Origin of the sequence: Kitasatospora sp. NPDC096128, from assembly GCF_040303105.1 — a bacterium.
GTDB lineage: Bacteria > Actinomycetota > Actinomycetes > Streptomycetales > Streptomycetaceae > Kitasatospora.
In genome coordinates this window covers 64,020-79,542 of sequence record NZ_JBEOSP010000023.1, presented here as the reverse complement: position 1 = coordinate 79,542, position 15,523 = coordinate 64,020, and the positions used below count along the sequence as shown (strand labels likewise).

Sequence of the window (15,523 nt, the reverse complement as noted above, 5' to 3'; positions counted from 1 at the left end):
ATCGCCCCGACGCCCGGTAGGCTCACCCGGCGCCCCGTCCGAACGTCCACGGAGGAGTTCCCGATGCCCGAGCCCTACCAGCACGACGAACCGCACGCCCAGGGCCTGTTGGACGTCGGCGACGGGCAGCGGATCCACTGGAACACCTCCGGCGCCCCGGACGGGAAGCCCGCCGTGGTGGTGCACGGCGGGCCCGGCTCGGGCCACAACCCGGGCTCCCGGCGGTACTTCGACCCGCGGCGCTACCGCGTCGTCCAGTACGACCAGCGCGGCTGCGGGCGCAGCCTGCCGCACGCCGCCGACCCGTCGACCGGGCTGGAGCACAACACCACCGCGCACCTGATCGCCGACCTGGAGCGGCTGCGCGAGCACCTGGGCATCGACAAGTGGCTGCTGTACGGCGGCTCCTGGGGCTCCACACTGATCCTCGCCTATGCCCAGGCCCACCCGGAGCGGGTCTCCGCAATCGTGATCTGCGGGGTCACCACGACCCGCCCCGCGGAGACCGAGTGGCTCTACCAGGGCGTCGGCCGCTTCCTGCCGGGCCCCTGGGAGGAGTTCCGCGACTTCCTGCCCGCCGCCGACCGGGACGGCGACGTGTTCGAGCTGCTCGCCGCCTACAGCCGGCAGCTCAACAGCCCGGAGGAAGGCGTCCGGCGGGCCGCCGCGCAGGCCTGGGCCACCTGGGAGGACGCGGTGATCTCACACGAGGTGCTGGGCAAACCGAACGCCTACTCCGACCGCCCCTCCGACGCCCTGATGGCCTTCACCCGGATCACGGCGCACTACTTCTCGCACCGGGCCTTCCTCCCGGACGACCAACTGCTGCGCGAGGCCCACCGACTGGCCGGGATCCCGGGCGAGCTGATCCACGGCCGACTCGACCTCGGTGGACCTCTCGACACCCCCTGGCAACTCGCCAAGGCCTGGCCGGACGCGAGGCTGACAGTGATCGACGAGGCCGGTCACACCGGCAGCCCGAAGATGGCCGAGGCCCTCCTCGCGGCCGTCGACCGCTTCGCCTGAGCCCGCCCGCATTCGCCGGGATCCGCCCGGACTCACCTGAAGAGGTCCTGACTGTTCGTCACCGGCAACTCCCCTCCGAACACTCGCCGTCGAACAGCCCCGGGACGCAGGCTGATCGCGTGACCGCGTCAGCACGGGCGCGGCGCGAGCGGAAGGACGAGACATGACGAGCACGCGCGGCCGCGTCGCCGCTCTGCTGGGAGCCGTCGCGGTGGTCGCCGGCACCACCCTGGCCACCCCGGGAGCCGGTTTCGCCGCCACGGCCGGACCGGACCGCTCCGGCGGGATCACCGGGCAGGCGCCCTGCCCGAACGCACCCGAGTTCATCTGCGGGACCCTCACCGTCCCGCTCGACCACAGCGGCGCGTCCCCCGGCACCCTCGATCTCGAGGTGGCCCTCACCGGCAACACCACGGCGCCCCGGGGCGACCTGCTGTTCCTCTCCGGCGGCCCAGGGCAGTCCAGCGTCTCCTCGATCCGACAGATGGCGGGCAAGCTGGAGCCCGTCCTCAAGGACTACCGCCTGGTGATGTTCGACCAGCGCGGCACCGGCCGGGGCGCGCTCCAATGTCCCGGCCTCCAGGAGGACATGGGCTCCTCCGACCTCGCCGTGCCGCGCAAGCAGTCCATCGCCGAGTGCGCCGCCGCCCTCGGCCCGAACGCCCGCCACTACAGCACGGCGGACACCGTCGCCGACATCGACCTGCTGCGCCGAGCCCTCGGCGCCCGGCAGCTCACCCTGGACGGCGTCTCCTACGGCACCATCGTCGCCGAGCGCTACGCCCTCGCCCACCCCTCCCGGGTGGCCCGGCTGGTGCTCGACTCGGTGGCGCCCCAGAGCGGTTTCGACCCGCTCGACCTGGCCGCGATGCCCGCGAGCGCACGGGTCCTGCGGGCCGCCTGCCGGGCCACCGGCTGCACCACCGACCCGGCCGCCGACCTCGCCGCCACCGTCCGGCGCTACGGCAACGGGGCGCAGATCCTCAGCGCGCTCACCGGCTACGAGTTCATCGACCCGGACTACGGCGGCGTCCCGGAGATCCTGCACGAGGCCGCCGCCGGGCAGCCCAAGAAGCTCCAGGACTTCTTCGCCCTCGTCCACCGGGTGGTCGACGCCGCCCCGGCCGAGGACCTCAGCCAAGGTCTGCACTCCGCCACCCTGTGCGCCGACGCCCGCTTCCCCTGGGGCAGCTCCGACACCCCGGTCGCGGGCCGCGCGGCCGCCCTGGAGCGCACCCGGCAGCGGCTCACCCCCGAACAGACCTGGCCGTTCGACCCGGCGACCGCGACCGGACTCGGCAGTCTCCTGGTCTGCCTCGACTGGCCGCGCGAGCCCGTGCCGCCGGTGCCCTCAGCGCACCGCAAACTGCCCGACGTCCCGGTACTCCTGCTCGGCGGCGACCGGGACATCGCCACACCGTACGAACTGCTGTACCAGCAGGCCGAGTCGGCGCACCACCCGCAGATCGTGATCGTGCCCGGGGCGGCGCACTCGGTGCAGAACCGGGCGGCGAACCCGGCCGGACGGCAGGCGGTGTACGACTTCCTGCTGAAGTAGCGGGAGCGGCCGACGGATACCCCGGGCACCGTGGGCCCCGGGGCCAGGCCCCGGCGGCGCCTGGGGTGCCTGGGGCGTCCGGGTCGTTCGTACGAATGATCTATACGTCGTCTCCCCCTACGATACGACCCATGCTCGCCTACAGCCCAGCCGCCCTGTTCTTCCTGCTGTTCGGAATCGGGGTGCTGCGCGACCGCCGCCAGTTCAGCAATGCCGTGCTGCTCGGCATAGCCGTCTCGCTCCTCTCCCTCGCCCTGCTCGCCGAACTCCGCAAGGCACCCACGCTGGTGGCGGAGCTCGCGGCGGTGGCGATCATCCTGCTGCCCACCGTCGGAACAGTGGCCCTGGTCTGGTTCCTGCTCGCCAACGGCGTGACGATGATCCGCAAGGAGGGCACCCGCCCGGCCAACCTGCTGTCCCTGCTGGCCGGGCTCGGCATCATCGCTGTCATCGCACTGCTGGGCGCCGCCCTCGTCACCCACTCGCCTCGGCTCGCCATTCTGGCGGGCACCGCCGTCCTGGTGGTCGGCTACATCTCCTTCCTCTTCGTCTGCTTCGTCGGCTACGCCTTCCTGTACAGCCGCCACCGGCCGCGCCGGGACGTGGACTTCGTGGTCGTCCTCGGCTCCGGGCTGATCGGCGGCGAGCGCGTCCCCCCGCTGCTGGCCAGCCGGCTCAACCGGGGCCGTGAGGTGTACGAGGCCCAGGCCGCACGCGGCCACCCGCCGGTGCTGATCACCTCGGGCGGCCAGGGCCCGGACGAGAAGCTGCCGGAGTCCCACGCGATGGCCGACTACCTGGTCGAACGCGGCTTCCCGACCGAGCACATCGAGCGGGAGGACCGCTCGCGCACAACCGAGGAGAACCTGCTCTTCAGCAGGGCCATCATGGAGCAGGCCAAGCCCGACTACCGCTGCGTCGTGGTGACCAACAACTTCCATGCCTTCCGGGCGGCGTTGACCGCCCGCAAGACCGGCGTCAACGGGCACGTCTTCGGCTCGCCCACCGCCCGGTACTACTGGCCGAGCGCGACCATCCGCGAGTTCGCGGCGATCTTCCTCTCGCACAAGCTGATCAACTTCGGTATCTGCGGCCTCCTCGCGCTCTGCGGGGTGCTGGCGGCGCTCTGAGAGCCATGGCTCCCCGGCGTACGGACAGCGCTTGTGGGTGCGACGCCCTCAGGCCGCCGGGCGGGGCGCCAGGATCGCGCAGGTGGTGGTGGCGTGGGCGTAGAGCTTGCCGGACTCCGTGCCGAGCACCTTGGCCTCCGCCGTCGCCATCGTCCGCCCCGAGTGCAGCACCACGCCCTCGCAGCGCAGCAGTTCCGAGTCGGCGAACAGCGGGCGCAGCATGTGGATGTTCAGCTGGGTGGTGGTGTACCCGACCCCGACCGGCAGCGTGCTCAGCACGGCGCAGCCGAGCGCCGAGTCGAGCAGGGTGGCCAGGTACCCGCCGTGCACGGTGTTCATCGGGTTGAGGAGGTGGTCCCCCAGCTCCCCCTCGAACACCGCCACCCCCGGCTTCGCCTCGGTCAGGTGGAAACCCATCGTGCTGCAGATCGAAGGCTCCGGGAGCCGCCCGGCGATCCACTCCGACAGGATCTCCTCACCGGTGAGGTGTGAGAACTCGGCGATCGGCGGACCGGGCGTCCAGGTGTGGGTCCGGGTGCGCTGCTCCTGGACGGCCGGGCGCTGCTCCTCGGCCGGGGCTGGGGTGGGCGCCGGGGCTGGGGTGGGCGCCGGGGCTAGGGTGGGCGCTGGCGCTGGCGCTGGGGCGGACGTCGCAGCCGGCTGAGTATTCGTCATGAGATCAACCTGCCCTCTCCGAAGGCCCGATTCAAGCCCTCCCCTGCCCATACCCTCCCTGCCCCGGGGCCGGGCCATGGGCCGCACCGCCCGGCTTCTCCTCATTCCTCGCTCATCGCGCCTTCTCCCCGGCTCCCCGGCCCACCCGCAGCCCCGCGAACAGGTCGGTCTCGACAGCACCCGCCTCACCGGCAACGGCCGTTCTGCCAGGACCGTCCGGACCGTTGGGCCCGTCGGACCCTGCGACGAAGCTGCGCGCCAGGTGGTAGTCCTCGGTCGGCCAGACCTCGCGTTCGATGTCCCGCGGGTGGGCCATGAACGCGACGCCGGGCTGGACCTGGGTGGCGTGCGCCAGCATCGCCGCGTCCCGGACGTCGAAGTGCTCGGCACAGGCGATCCGGGTGGTGGTCGCCAGGACGGGCGGGGTGTCGGGCCACCCTGCGAGCAACTCGCCCATCGCCGAGTCGATCCCGCGCTCCGTCATGGCCTCGTGCAGCGCCTGGAACCACGGCCGGGAGAGCGCCAGGTGGTAGTAGAGCTTCACCGTCTGCCAGGGTTCGCCGGCGTCCGGGTAGCGCTCCCGGTCCCCTGCGGCCTCGAAGGCCTCCACGGCGACCTTGTGGGTCATCACGTGGTCCGGGTGCGGGTACCCGCCGGTCTCGTCGTAGGTGATCAGGACGTGCGGACGGAACTCCCGGATCAGCTCGACCAGCGGCGCCGCCGCGGCCTCCAGCGGCTGAGCGGCGAAGCAGTCGTCGGGCAGTGGTTCGTCCGGGCCCGGCATTCCGGAGTCGACGAAGCCGAGGAACTGCTGGCGCACGCCGAGGATCTCACGCGCGGCCGCCATCTCCTCGCGCCGGATCCGGGTGAGGTCGGCGCGGATCTCCGGGCGGTCCAGCTCCGGGTTGAGCACCGAACCGCGCTCTCCGCCGGTACAGGTCGCGACCAGGACGTCCACGCCCTCCAGGGCGTACCGGGCAAGGGTGGCCGCCCCCTTGCTGGATTCGTCATCGGGGTGGGCGTGCACGGTGAGCAGACGCAGGCCGCCGGGGTGCTTGGTGAACACAGGTACCTCCAAGGTGACGCAGAATGATCTCTGATTCGGGCTCGGTCAGGCCGGCTTGCGAGCGGTGCCCGGGTAGAGCAGGGCCGGCGCGATGGAGAGTGCCGACAGGGCCAGCACCCACCAGAAGGTCGTGCCGAAGGCGGCCCCGGCACTGCCCGGCTGCCCCTCCTGCACCTCTTGCAGCACCAGGGTCAGGACCGCCGTGCCGAGCGCCCCGCCGAGCCGGTTGAGCACGTTGACCGCTCCGGCGGCTGCGGGCACCTGGACCTTGTCGACGCTGCTGTACACCGCCGCCATGCCGGGGATCACGACGATCCCCATGCCCGCTCCGCGTAGCGCCAGCGAGCCGACGACCAGCCAGTCCGCCGGGCCGGCCCCACGGCCCAGCTGGGTGAAGGCGAGGGTGCCGAGCAGCGAGCAGCCGATGCCGATCAGGATCAGCGGGCGCGGCGCGAACCGGTCGGCTATTCGGCCGGAGATCAGCGAGGTGACCGCCGTGCCGAGCGCCTGCGGCGCGAGCAGCAGCCCGGCCGCCACCGCTCCGGTGTGCTCCACCTGCTGGTAGTAGAGCGGCACCAGGAACATCGAGCTGTACAGCACGGCGCCCTGCAGGAAGCCGTTCGCCGTCGCCACCGCGAAGCCCCGCCGGGCGAACAGCCGCAGGTCGATCAGCGGCGCCCGACCCTCGCGACCCCCGACCCGCAGTGCGTGCCACCCGTAGGCCACCAGCAGCACCGCCCCCGTCGCGACCGCCACCGGACCGGCCGCTCCGCCCGCACCGATCGTGGCGAGCCCGTAGACCAGAGCCGTCAGCGCGGGCGACAGCAGCACCAGACCCGTCACGTCCAGCCGGGGCACCGGGAGTCCGGACCGGTCCGCGACGGGGAGCCACCGGGCTGCCAGCAGCACCGTCAACAGCCCCACCGGCACGTTCAGCAGGAACATCCAGCGCCAGTCCAGGTGATCCAGCACCAGCCCGCCGAGGATCGGCCCCAGGACCGGGGCCAGGCTGACCGGAAGCAGCAGCGTGCCCATCACCCGACCGATCCGGGACGGCCCGGCCGCCTGCACCATGATCGCCTGCCCCAGCGGCTGGATCATCCCGCCGCCGATGCCCTGCACCACCCGGAAGGCGATCAGGCTGCCCGTCGACCAGGCCAGGCCGCACAGCGCGGATCCGAGCACGAACAGCACCACCGAGGACAGCCAGGCCCGCCGGGCCCCGAACCGGCCGACCGCCCAGCCCGAGAGCGGCATGGTCAGGGATATCGCCAGCAAGTACCCCGTCGCCACCCACTGCACCGCCGCTGTCGAGCTGTGCAGGGCACGCGTGACAGGGTCGATGCCGACATTGACGATCGTGGTGTCCAGCAGGGCCAGGATCGGGCCCAGCGCGAGCACCACGCCCATCTTCATCAGGCCCGGCGGCAACGGCTCCGGCCGCGCAGCCCCGACCGCCCCCGGCCCGCCCGTTTTCGTGACCGACATGGTCATGTGCCCTCCCCGGGCTCGCTCCTCCGGCAGCCGATCCGACTGCCCGGAGAGAACTTAGGACGGACCCAGTGATTAGGTCAAGCCTAATTACTGTGACCGACCCAGCGAACTGCGCTAGGCTCGCTGCCATGACCGACACCGGGACCGCTCCGAACCTCCGCGAGCTCAACAAGCGCCGCACCCGCGAGGCGATCTCGCACGCCGCGACCAGGCTCTTCATCGAGCGCGGCTTCGACCGGACGACCATCGCCGAGGTCGCGACGGCCGCCGGGGTCGCCAAGATGACCGTCACCAACCACTTCCCGCGCAAGGAGGACCTCTTCTTCGACCTGCACGAGGAGTTGGCCGACCGGCTTGCCCAAGCCGTCGCCCGGCGCGCCCCCGGCGAGTCCGCCCTCGCCGCACTCCGCCGCGACTGCCTGGCCGGGCTCGACCGCCACGACCCCCGACTCGGCTTCTCCGGCCCGGACTTCGCCCGCACCATCGCCGAGAGCCCCGCCCTCGGCGCCCGGCTCCGGGAGCTGAACGACCAGGGCGAGGCCGCACTCGCCGAGGCCCTCGCCGAAGCCGTGCACGCGATACCCGTCGACTTCGAGAGCAGGGTCGCCGCCGCCCTGCTCGCCGCCGTCGACCGGGCCGTGCTCGCCGAGATCTTCCGCCGCACCCTGGCGGGCGAGGACCACGCCACCATCGCCGCAGCCGTACACCCCTCGGCCGTCCGGGCGTTCGACCGGCTGGAGGGCGCACTCGGCTCCTACGCCGTCCGCGAGGACTGAGGCGTTCCCCGGGAGCGTCGGCGCATCAGGACGCAGGGCCGACCCGACCGCCGCCGCCACCCCAGACGCACCGTGCCGCCACCGGGAACGCCGACGGCCCGCCGCATGCAAGAAATCTGCACGCGGCGGGCCGCCGGGAAACGCGCGGTACGGACGGGCCGCCCCCGCCCCCGCGCCACGGAACAAGCGCCGGCGCTTACCCGCTCAGTGGAGCGCGGATCAGCGCACAGTCACGGTGAACACCGGCGAGGCGGTGTTCCCGCTGATGATCCGCAGCTCGTTCAGGCCCTTGATGCCGAGCTTGACGCCGAGCGAGTAGGAGCCGTTGCGGGTGGTCTGCACGGAAGCCGGCAGGCTGACCCACTTGCCGTGCTGCTTCTGCTGGAGGGTCACCGTGCTGCCGGCCTTGAGGCCGGTGGTGGTGCCGGTGACCCGGAACAGCTGCCAGGCGTTGACCGAGGCGACCGACGGCTTGGCGGTGATGGAGGCGGACACGACCGCAGGCGCGGGCGCGGAGGCGGCGACCGGGGTCGCGGCGACGGCCGGGGTGGCCGGGGCGGCCGCCATGGCGGTGCCCGCCGCTCCGAGGAGCAGCGTGCCGAGGGTGGCGACGGCGGCCAGGCGCATGGAGTTCCGCTTGGAGACGATCACGGGTGCACCCCTTTCAGGGGAGGTGGTCGTTCGGCCCGAAGGCACGGTCGGTGCGATTCGGATGCTGTCATGTGAAGGACGTCCCACTCGGCGCCACCGGTTGTGTGCGGAACGTCACTGTCCTGTAACAGTCGCCATGAGCACGCGAATCCCATGTGGCAGTGCGGGCAAGGCCGTTCAGACCTGACGACATCGCAATCGCCGGTCAGCCGGGCGAACTCGGCATCGAGGTAACGACCTCGGGAGGAATTGAGTTCAGGTGTGCCGGCATTGACCTGGTGGTTGATCAGTGGAGAACCTGCGCACGCTGTTTCCAGGTCGAAAACCCTGGGGCGCGGTAGCCGGGACGGACGTGTTGACGGCGTGGCTAGGTTTGGATCATGAGCGAACGCGGGGCGGACGGCAGCGCAGGAGATGCGGACTACGGCAGGATAGGCGGCGGCTACGCCACCTACCGGCAGCCGGACGCAAGGATCGAGCAGGTGATCACCGCCGCCTTGGGTGGGGCGCGCACGGTGGTCAACGTCGGGGCCGGGGCAGGGTCATACGAGTCCCCAACGCTGGAGGTGACGGCAGTCGAGCCGTCGGCGACGATGCGCGCCCAGCGGCCCGCGCACCTGTCGCCCGCCGTCGATGGCGTCGCCGAGCACCTGCCGTTCGGCGACGATTCGTTCGACGCGGCGATGACCACGTTCAGCGTGCACCAGTGGAGCGACTACAAGGCCGGGATGCGCGAGATGCGCCGGGTGGCGCGGGGCCCAGCGGTCGTGCTGACCTGCGACCCCGATCTCGTGCGGGACTTCTGGCTGTACGAGTACGCGCCGGAGGTGCTGGACACCGAGGCGCGCCGCTATCCGGCGATCGCGGATTTGACCGAGGCCCTCGGTGGACATACGACGGTGACCCTGGTGCCGATACCCGTCGACTGCACCGACGGCTTCAACGAGGCGTACTACGCGCGCCCCGAGATGCTGCTCGATCCCGATGCCCGGCAGGCGTGCTCGGCGTGGAGCTTCGTCGACGAGCGGGCGCGCGAACGGTTCGCCGCGGATCTGCGGGGTGACCTGGACAGCGGAGCTTGGGACGCCCGGTTCGGCGCCCTGCGGCAGCAACCTTTCTACGAAGGTTCGTTGGTTGTGATCCGGTCCGTTCCAGCCTGATTCCTGCTCACCCAGAGCGCTGGAGTGGGCCTGGTCGGCCGTGACATCAGTAGGGCTCTGCCGGTTGGGCGAGTTGTGAAGCCGACGTGGGCCCGTGCGGTCTGTTCCCACCCTGCCCTGTCTGGCGTCTCGCGCGTACATTTCGGCGACTTGGTCGAAGAGCTCCTTCATCCATGGGAAGCCGCCCGTGAGTCCGTGCTCCAAGCGGACAGCAACGAGGTGCCTCCACCCGCACCGGTCGAGGCCGCGGACGAGTTCGAAGCCGCGGTCGGGTGCCCGATGCCGCCGCTGCTGCGAAGGATCTACTGCGAAGTCGCCAGCGGTGGATTCGGAGTTGACCACGGAATCGTCTCTCTCACCGACACGGGCAAGTGGTACCGCGACGAGAGGTCTCTTCTCTTGCTCTACCGGGCGGTGTCGACTCCGCTCCCCGACGACGAGGTGGACCGACTGATCGACTGGCTCGGAGGGGACGCTCCTTTCCGCACGCCCCGGCCATGGATGGCCGCCCCGACCGCTGACGAGCCTCGGGCACTTCACCGGACGTGCGCCACAGCCGCCTTGACCCGTCCGCTCACAAGACGCGCGCCGTCGGACCGGGGCCCGGCGACGCGTCAGGCGCATCCCCGGTCCGCCGCCCACCGGGCCCGCACTCAGGGCAACTGACCAGCCCGGCAAGGCTGTTCAGAAGAGCCGGGCCGCGCCGCGGCATGGCGGCGGCCCGGTCGGCGGCGCCGGAGCGGGAGTTGACGTCCATTCGGACGTCCTCCACCCTTCCACTAATCGAATAGTGAAAGGGTACTTTGCCGATGTCTGCGGCCCTCACCCCGATCAACCCACTCGACCCGGCCGACCCGACCGACCCAAGCAACCCAACCAACCTGGCCAACCCGGCCAAGCCGCCCCACCCCCTCCCCCGCCCGGCCCGCCGCCTGCGAGCCGTGCTGCCGCCGCTGCCCCTGCCCCTGCCCCGGCGCCCCGCCGTACTGACCTGGGGCCTCGCCGCCGGCTTCGCCGCGCTCTACACCTGCGTCGCCGTCAACCGCCACCGGCGCGGCCTCACCAAGGCCTTCGACCTGGGGATCTTCGAGCAGGCCGTCCGGGCGTACGCCCACGGCCGGGCGCCGATCGTGCCGCTCAAAGCGCCCGGCTACGACCTCCTCGGCGACCACTTCCACCCGCTGCTCGCCGCCCTCGCCCCCGCCTACCGGGCGTTCCCGAGCCCGCTCACCCTGGTGGTCGCCCAGGCGCTGCTGATGGCACTGGCCGTCGTCCCGCTCACCCGCTGGGCGCACGAAGTGGCCGGGCCGCGGGTGGCGCTGCTCGTCGGCTGCGCCACCGGGGCCTCCTGGGGGATCGTCCGGGCCGCCGCCGACGACTTCCACGAGATCGCGTTCGCCGTCCCGCTGCTCGCCTTCGCCGCCACCGCGCTCGGCCGGCGCCGACCGCTCGCCGCCGCACTCTGGTCACTGCCGCTACTGCTGGTCAAGGAGGACCTGGGGCTGACAGTGGGCGCCGTCGGCCTGCTGATCGCCTGGCAGGCCCGCCAGGACCGGCGGGCCCCCCTTCCCGGCCTCGCCCTCGCCGTCACCGGAGTCCTCGCGACCGCGTTCACCCTGCTCGTCGTCCTGCCCGCGCTCAACCCCAACGGGGGCTTCGACTACTGGCAGCAGCTGGACAGCGGCGGCGGGCACTCCCCGCTCTGGGCCCTCCCCCTGCGCCTCGGCTGGCCGCCGATCAAGTGGCTGCTGCTGTTCCTGCTCGCCGCCACCACCGGCTTCCTGGGCCTGCGCTCACCGCTCGTCCTGCTCTGCGCACCCACCCTGGCCTGGCGACTGCTCTCGACCAACCCGCACCACTGGGGCGTCAGTTACCACTACAGCGCGGTGCTGATGCCGATCGTGTTCGCCGCCCTGGTCGACGCCGTCCGCCGCGCCCGCGCCAAGGAAGCCGCGGATACCCCCTCCAAAGCCGCCGCCCCCCGCCGGATCCGCCGCGCCCTCGCCGTGACCGCCCTGGTGACGGCCGTGACGCTGCCGCTCTATCCGCTGCACGAGGTGGTGATGCCCGAGGCCTGGCGCACCTCGCCGAGGCTCACCGAGACCCAGGCGATGCTCCGCCTGATACCCGACGACGCCACGGTCGCCGCCTCCAACCGGCTGGCCGCCCAGCTCACCAGCCGGACGGAGGCCACCCTGGTCTGCCAGGAGCCGGTCGGCGACGACCCCGGCCCGGAGTGGGTGGCCGTCGACCTGCAGGATCCGAGCGTGCAGTCCCCGTGCGCCACCGCCGCCACCGCCCGGATGCTGACGGTCTACCAGGAGCACGGCTACCACCGGCTGATCGACCGGGACGGCCTGCTCCTCCTCAGGCGCCCGTGACGCGAGCCCCTGACGCCACACCCCGACCGCCACGCCCCCGACCACGCGCCCCGACCGCCACACCCCCGACCGGGCTTGACCCGAGTGCCGCAGTGGGCCACCATTCCACTATTGAACTAGTGAAAGGCCGCAACGGGCGTGATCGAATACCGCATCGATCGGCGCAGCGGCGTCTCCACGTACCAGCAGATCGTGCAGCAGACCAAGCAGGCTCTGCGGCTCGGGATGCTGGAACCCGGGGACAAGCTGCCGACCGCCCGCGAGGTGGTCGAACTGACCGCCATCAACCCCAACACCGTGCTCAAGGCCTACCGCGAACTCGAACGCGAGGGACTGGTCGAGCCCCGCCCGGGGCTCGGCACCTTCGTCCGGCGTTCGCTCGCCCGACCGGAGGCGGCGGCCGACGGACCGCTCCGCGCGGACCTGGTCGGCTGGGTGGACCGGGCCCGGGAGGCCGGGCTGGAACGCGAGGACATCGCCGCGCTGATGGCGTCCGCCCTGGAGCAGCGCTTCGACGCCGGGGTTCCGCCGGCATCACCGAACTGACTGAAGTACGCCGGGGCCGGCCGCACCGAACCGAGGGGCACCGGGACGCCCCGGCAGCACCGAACCGAGAACAGTGGGGGGACCGGGTGAACGACCCGACAACCGTGGCTCCGGCGCTGGAGGCCTTCGGGCTGGGCAGGCGGTACCGGGGCGAATGGGCCCTGCGGGCCTGCGACTTCACCGTCCCGACCGGGCGGATCTGCGGCGTGGTGGGCCCCAACGGCGCGGGCAAGAGCACTCTGCTCTCCCTCGCCGCCCGCCAACTCGACCCATCCGAGGGCGAGTTGCGGGTGTTCGGCGAACCGGCCGGCACCCCGGAGCAGCGCGCCCGGGTCGCCTACGTGGCGCAGGACAAACCGCTCTACCCGGGCCTCACCGTCGCCGAGACGCTGCGGCTGGGTCGCGAGCTCAATCCGGTCTGGGGCCAGGACGTCGCCGAACAGATCGTCGAGCAGGGCGAGTTGCGGCTCCGGGCCCGGGTCTCATCGCTCTCCGGTGGCCAGCGCACCCGGGTCTCCCTGGCGCTCGCCCTCGGCAAGCTCCCCGACCTGCTGCTGCTCGACGAGCCGATGGCCGACCTCGACCCGCTCGCCCGGCACCAGCTCATGGGCACCCTGATGTCCACCGCGGCCGAACGCGGCACGACCATCGTGGTGTCCTCGCACATCCTTCCGGAGCTGGACGGCGTCATCGACCACCTGCTGCTCGTCCAGCGCGGACGGATCCGGCTGTCCGGCGACCTGGACGAGATCCTGGACGGGCACCAGCTGCTCACCGGCCCGGCCGGGGGTGCCGAACTCCCGCCCGAGCTGGTGGTCGAGCAGCGGGTCGGCGGACGCCGGGCGACCGCGCTGGTGCGTACCGGCGAACCGCTGGACGGCCCCTGGGAGAGCGAACGGCCCAGCCTGGACGAGCTGTTGCTCGGCTACCTCCGCGCCCCGGCCGAGTCGACCCCGCCCCGGTCGACCCAGGCCGAATCGACCCAGGCCGAATCGACCCAGGCCGAATCGACCCAGGCCGAATCGACCCAGGCCGAATCGACCCGGGCCGAGTCGACCCCGGGCGCCCCGGCCGCCCCCGGCGCCCCCGCCTCCACCCCGGCGAACGACGAGAAGGCAGCATGAGCACGGACGTCCTGACCGACCCCGCGAAGCCCGCTCCCGCCCCCGGTTCCACCGCCCCGGACCGCTCCGGAAGCCCCCGGCTGCGCGGCCTGCTCTGGCTGACGATCCGTCAGGGCAGGCCGATGCTCTGGATTCTGGGCGTCCTGCTGCTACTGCTCGCGGCCGACCTGCTCTGGATCCACGTCGTCTGCCGCCACACCGTGGGCATACTGCGCCGGACCGGCTGCTACAGCCCCGAGAGCTGGGACAACACCCACTGCTGGATCCTCCTCTCCCCGATCGACCGGCCGAACTTCTGGTTCGTCTCCGTGCTCCAGCCCGTGGTCACCGCCGTCCCGCTGCTGATCGGCGTGTTCATCGGCGCACCGCTGCTGGCCCAGGAGCACGAGCGCGGCACGATCCGGCTGGTCCGCGCCCAGTCCGTCAGCCCCGTGCGCTGGCTGGCCGCCCGCCTCGCGGTGCCCGGCCTCGCGGTCCTGGCCGTCACCGGTGTCCTCGCCGCGCTGATGACCTGGGTGTGGTGGACGGACATCGTGCACGGGCCGGTCGCCTTCGACCCGCCGTTCCAGTTCTTCACCTACCCGGCCCTCGGGGTGGCGCCGGTCGCCTGGTCCCTGTTCGCCCTGGCCCTGGGCGTCCTGGTCGGCCAGTTGGTGCGCCGGACCCTGCCCGCGATGTTCCTCACCGGTGCGCTGGTCGCGATCGTCCACGGCCTGGTCCGCTGGGCACGACCGTCCTTCTACCCGACGGTCGACGTGGTGGCGCCGCTCAGGGCCATGCAGCCGACCAACGCGTGGCTGGTCGACACGAAGACCGTCATGCCCGACGGCAGCCGGGTCAGCTCCGTCGCCTGCATCGAGGCGCACCGGTGCGACGGGGCCACCGGCACCTGGCTGAGCTACCACCCTTCCGGCCACCTCGTCCCGGTCCAACTCGTCGAGGCCGGAGTCCTGTTGGTTCTCACCGTCCTCGCCCTCACGGCCGCCTTCCGCCTCGTCCGCCGGTAGGGCCGCCGGTGGGGCCGCCGATAGGGCCCCGGCAGCGCGTCGGGGCCCGCCGCGGAGGCCCCGACGCGGGGCCCGTCGACAGGACCGCGCGACGGGGCGCCGACCCCCTCCCCATCTGCACCGCACTTGACGAAAGGTTGACCTGTTCACGGCAGATCGTTGACGACCGGCGCCCCTATGGTCGGCCCATGCCCTCACAGCCCATCAGGCCCACCGCCCTGCCGGTCCTGCCCTACCGCAAGCCCACCCGCGGCCGGGACTACTGGGTCCTGGACAACGTCCTGCCCGACCCGGACGCCGTGCGCGAACGCGTCCTGGCCCGCGGCGACTGGACCGAGGGCTACCCGTACCGCCCCGAGACCTGGCCCGGCCTGCGCACCATGCCCGGCCTGGAACCGGACGAGCTGGCGCGGGTCGAGGCCCAGGTCCGCAAGGCCACCGGCGCCTCCCGGCTCTGGGTGCAGAGCACCCCCGGCGGCGGCACGCTCAACCACAACTGCGTCCAGGTCGTCGGCGCCGGGGAGTCGGAGTCCCGCCCGCACACCGACTCCCGCGCGCTCTGCCGCTACGCCGCCGTGCTCTACCTCAGCCCGGGCGCCCCCAAGGACGCCGGCACCAGCTTCTACCGTCAGCAGTTCCCCGGCGGCCGCCTCGGCGGCAACCTGGTCAACGCCCCGCACAACAACCTGGTCGAGGCGCTCGGCACCCGGCACGTCCCCGCCGACCACTTCACGGAGGACGTCCGCGTCCCCAACCGCTACAACCAGCTGCTCCTCTACCACGCCAACCTGATCCACAGCGCCACCGACTACTACGGCACGGAGCTGGCGGACCGCCGGATGACCGCCGTGTTCTTCTGGATGGCCTGACCGGCGAACGGCCCGACCGGGCTGAGCCCCCGACCTTCCCGGTTCGAGCGGAGCCCGCCA

At 72.3% G+C, this 15,523-nt stretch carries 14 protein-coding genes; 10 read left to right on the top strand and 4 right to left on the bottom strand.

Features of this window, described 5'->3' with window-relative positions:
- Nucleotides 1–63: 63 nt before the first annotated feature.
- The 3 genes from pip to ABTY61_RS24875 all read left to right on the top strand — a co-directional run bounded on the left by pip (nucleotide 64) and on the right by ABTY61_RS24875 (nucleotide 3,714).
- The gene (pip, locus tag ABTY61_RS24885; RefSeq protein WP_350507264.1) at nucleotides 64–1,026 is read left to right on the top strand and encodes a prolyl aminopeptidase; all 963 of its coding nucleotides are present in this window, start codon (nucleotides 64–66) and stop codon (nucleotides 1,024–1,026) included.
- A 163-nt stretch (nucleotides 1,027–1,189) separates the two neighbouring features.
- Nucleotides 1,190–2,584, top strand: a complete 1,395-nt coding sequence (locus ABTY61_RS24880) for an alpha/beta fold hydrolase (RefSeq protein ID WP_350507263.1) — start codon at nucleotides 1,190–1,192, stop codon at nucleotides 2,582–2,584.
- Between the two features lie 131 nt (nucleotides 2,585–2,715).
- The gene (locus ABTY61_RS24875; protein WP_350507262.1) at nucleotides 2,716–3,714 is read left to right on the top strand and encodes a YdcF family protein; all 999 of its coding nucleotides are present in this window, start codon (nucleotides 2,716–2,718) and stop codon (nucleotides 3,712–3,714) included.
- A gap of 48 nt (nucleotides 3,715–3,762) precedes the next feature.
- Here the strand turns inward: ABTY61_RS24875 and ABTY61_RS24870 are convergent, their stop codons facing one another.
- The 3 genes from ABTY61_RS24870 to ABTY61_RS24860 form a co-directional block, all read right to left on the bottom strand.
- Entirely contained in the window at nucleotides 3,763–4,389 is a 627-nt protein-coding gene (locus ABTY61_RS24870; RefSeq protein WP_350507261.1) for a PaaI family thioesterase, read from the bottom strand.
- 112 nt (nucleotides 4,390–4,501) lie between these two features.
- Nucleotides 4,502–5,455: a mycothiol conjugate amidase Mca gene (gene mca / locus ABTY61_RS24865; RefSeq protein ID WP_350507260.1), complete on the bottom strand. Its 954-nt coding sequence runs from the start codon at nucleotides 5,453–5,455 to the stop codon at nucleotides 4,502–4,504.
- Nucleotides 5,456–5,500: 45 nt separating this feature from the next.
- Complete coding sequence (locus ABTY61_RS24860; RefSeq protein WP_350507259.1) at nucleotides 5,501–6,943, bottom strand: MDR family MFS transporter; 1,443 nt, start codon at nucleotides 6,941–6,943, stop codon at nucleotides 5,501–5,503.
- Nucleotides 6,944–7,077: 134 nt separating this feature from the next.
- Here ABTY61_RS24860 and ABTY61_RS24855 point away from each other — a divergent pair, with 134 nt between their 5' ends.
- Entirely contained in the window at nucleotides 7,078–7,725 is a 648-nt protein-coding gene (locus tag ABTY61_RS24855) for a TetR/AcrR family transcriptional regulator (protein ID WP_350507258.1), read from the top strand.
- A gap of 219 nt (nucleotides 7,726–7,944) precedes the next feature.
- Here the strand turns inward: ABTY61_RS24855 and ABTY61_RS24850 are convergent, their stop codons facing one another.
- Nucleotides 7,945–8,373 carry a hypothetical protein gene (locus tag ABTY61_RS24850; protein WP_502895430.1) on the bottom strand — a complete coding sequence of 143 codons (429 nt, stop codon included), beginning with the start codon at nucleotides 8,371–8,373 and terminating at the stop codon, nucleotides 7,945–7,947.
- Between the two features lie 383 nt (nucleotides 8,374–8,756).
- Here ABTY61_RS24850 and ABTY61_RS24845 point away from each other — a divergent pair, with 383 nt between their 5' ends.
- The 6 genes from ABTY61_RS24845 to ABTY61_RS24820 all read left to right on the top strand — a co-directional run bounded on the left by ABTY61_RS24845 (nucleotide 8,757) and on the right by ABTY61_RS24820 (nucleotide 15,463).
- Nucleotides 8,757–9,536 carry a class I SAM-dependent methyltransferase gene (locus tag ABTY61_RS24845; protein ID WP_350507256.1) on the top strand — a complete coding sequence of 260 codons (780 nt, stop codon included), beginning with the start codon at nucleotides 8,757–8,759 and terminating at the stop codon, nucleotides 9,534–9,536.
- 809 nt (nucleotides 9,537–10,345) lie between these two features.
- Nucleotides 10,346–11,917 (top strand): DUF2079 domain-containing protein, encoded by a 1,572-nt coding sequence (locus ABTY61_RS24840; RefSeq protein ID WP_350507255.1) that lies wholly within the window; start codon nucleotides 10,346–10,348, stop codon nucleotides 11,915–11,917.
- 138 nt (nucleotides 11,918–12,055) lie between these two features.
- Nucleotides 12,056–12,463 carry a GntR family transcriptional regulator gene (locus tag ABTY61_RS24835; RefSeq protein ID WP_350507254.1) on the top strand — a complete coding sequence of 136 codons (408 nt, stop codon included), beginning with the start codon at nucleotides 12,056–12,058 and terminating at the stop codon, nucleotides 12,461–12,463.
- Between the two features lie 86 nt (nucleotides 12,464–12,549).
- A complete protein-coding gene (locus ABTY61_RS24830; RefSeq protein WP_350507253.1) occupies nucleotides 12,550–13,587 on the top strand; it encodes an ABC transporter ATP-binding protein in 1,038 nt (345 codons plus the stop codon).
- Nucleotides 13,584–14,594 (top strand): ABC transporter permease, encoded by a 1,011-nt coding sequence (locus ABTY61_RS24825; protein ID WP_350507252.1) that lies wholly within the window; start codon nucleotides 13,584–13,586, stop codon nucleotides 14,592–14,594. Before ABTY61_RS24830 ends, ABTY61_RS24825 begins: the two co-directional genes overlap by 4 nt.
- A 188-nt stretch (nucleotides 14,595–14,782) precedes the next feature.
- A complete protein-coding gene (locus ABTY61_RS24820; RefSeq protein WP_350507251.1) occupies nucleotides 14,783–15,463 on the top strand; it encodes a DUF6445 family protein in 681 nt (226 codons plus the stop codon).
- Nucleotides 15,464–15,523 lie beyond the last annotated feature (60 nt).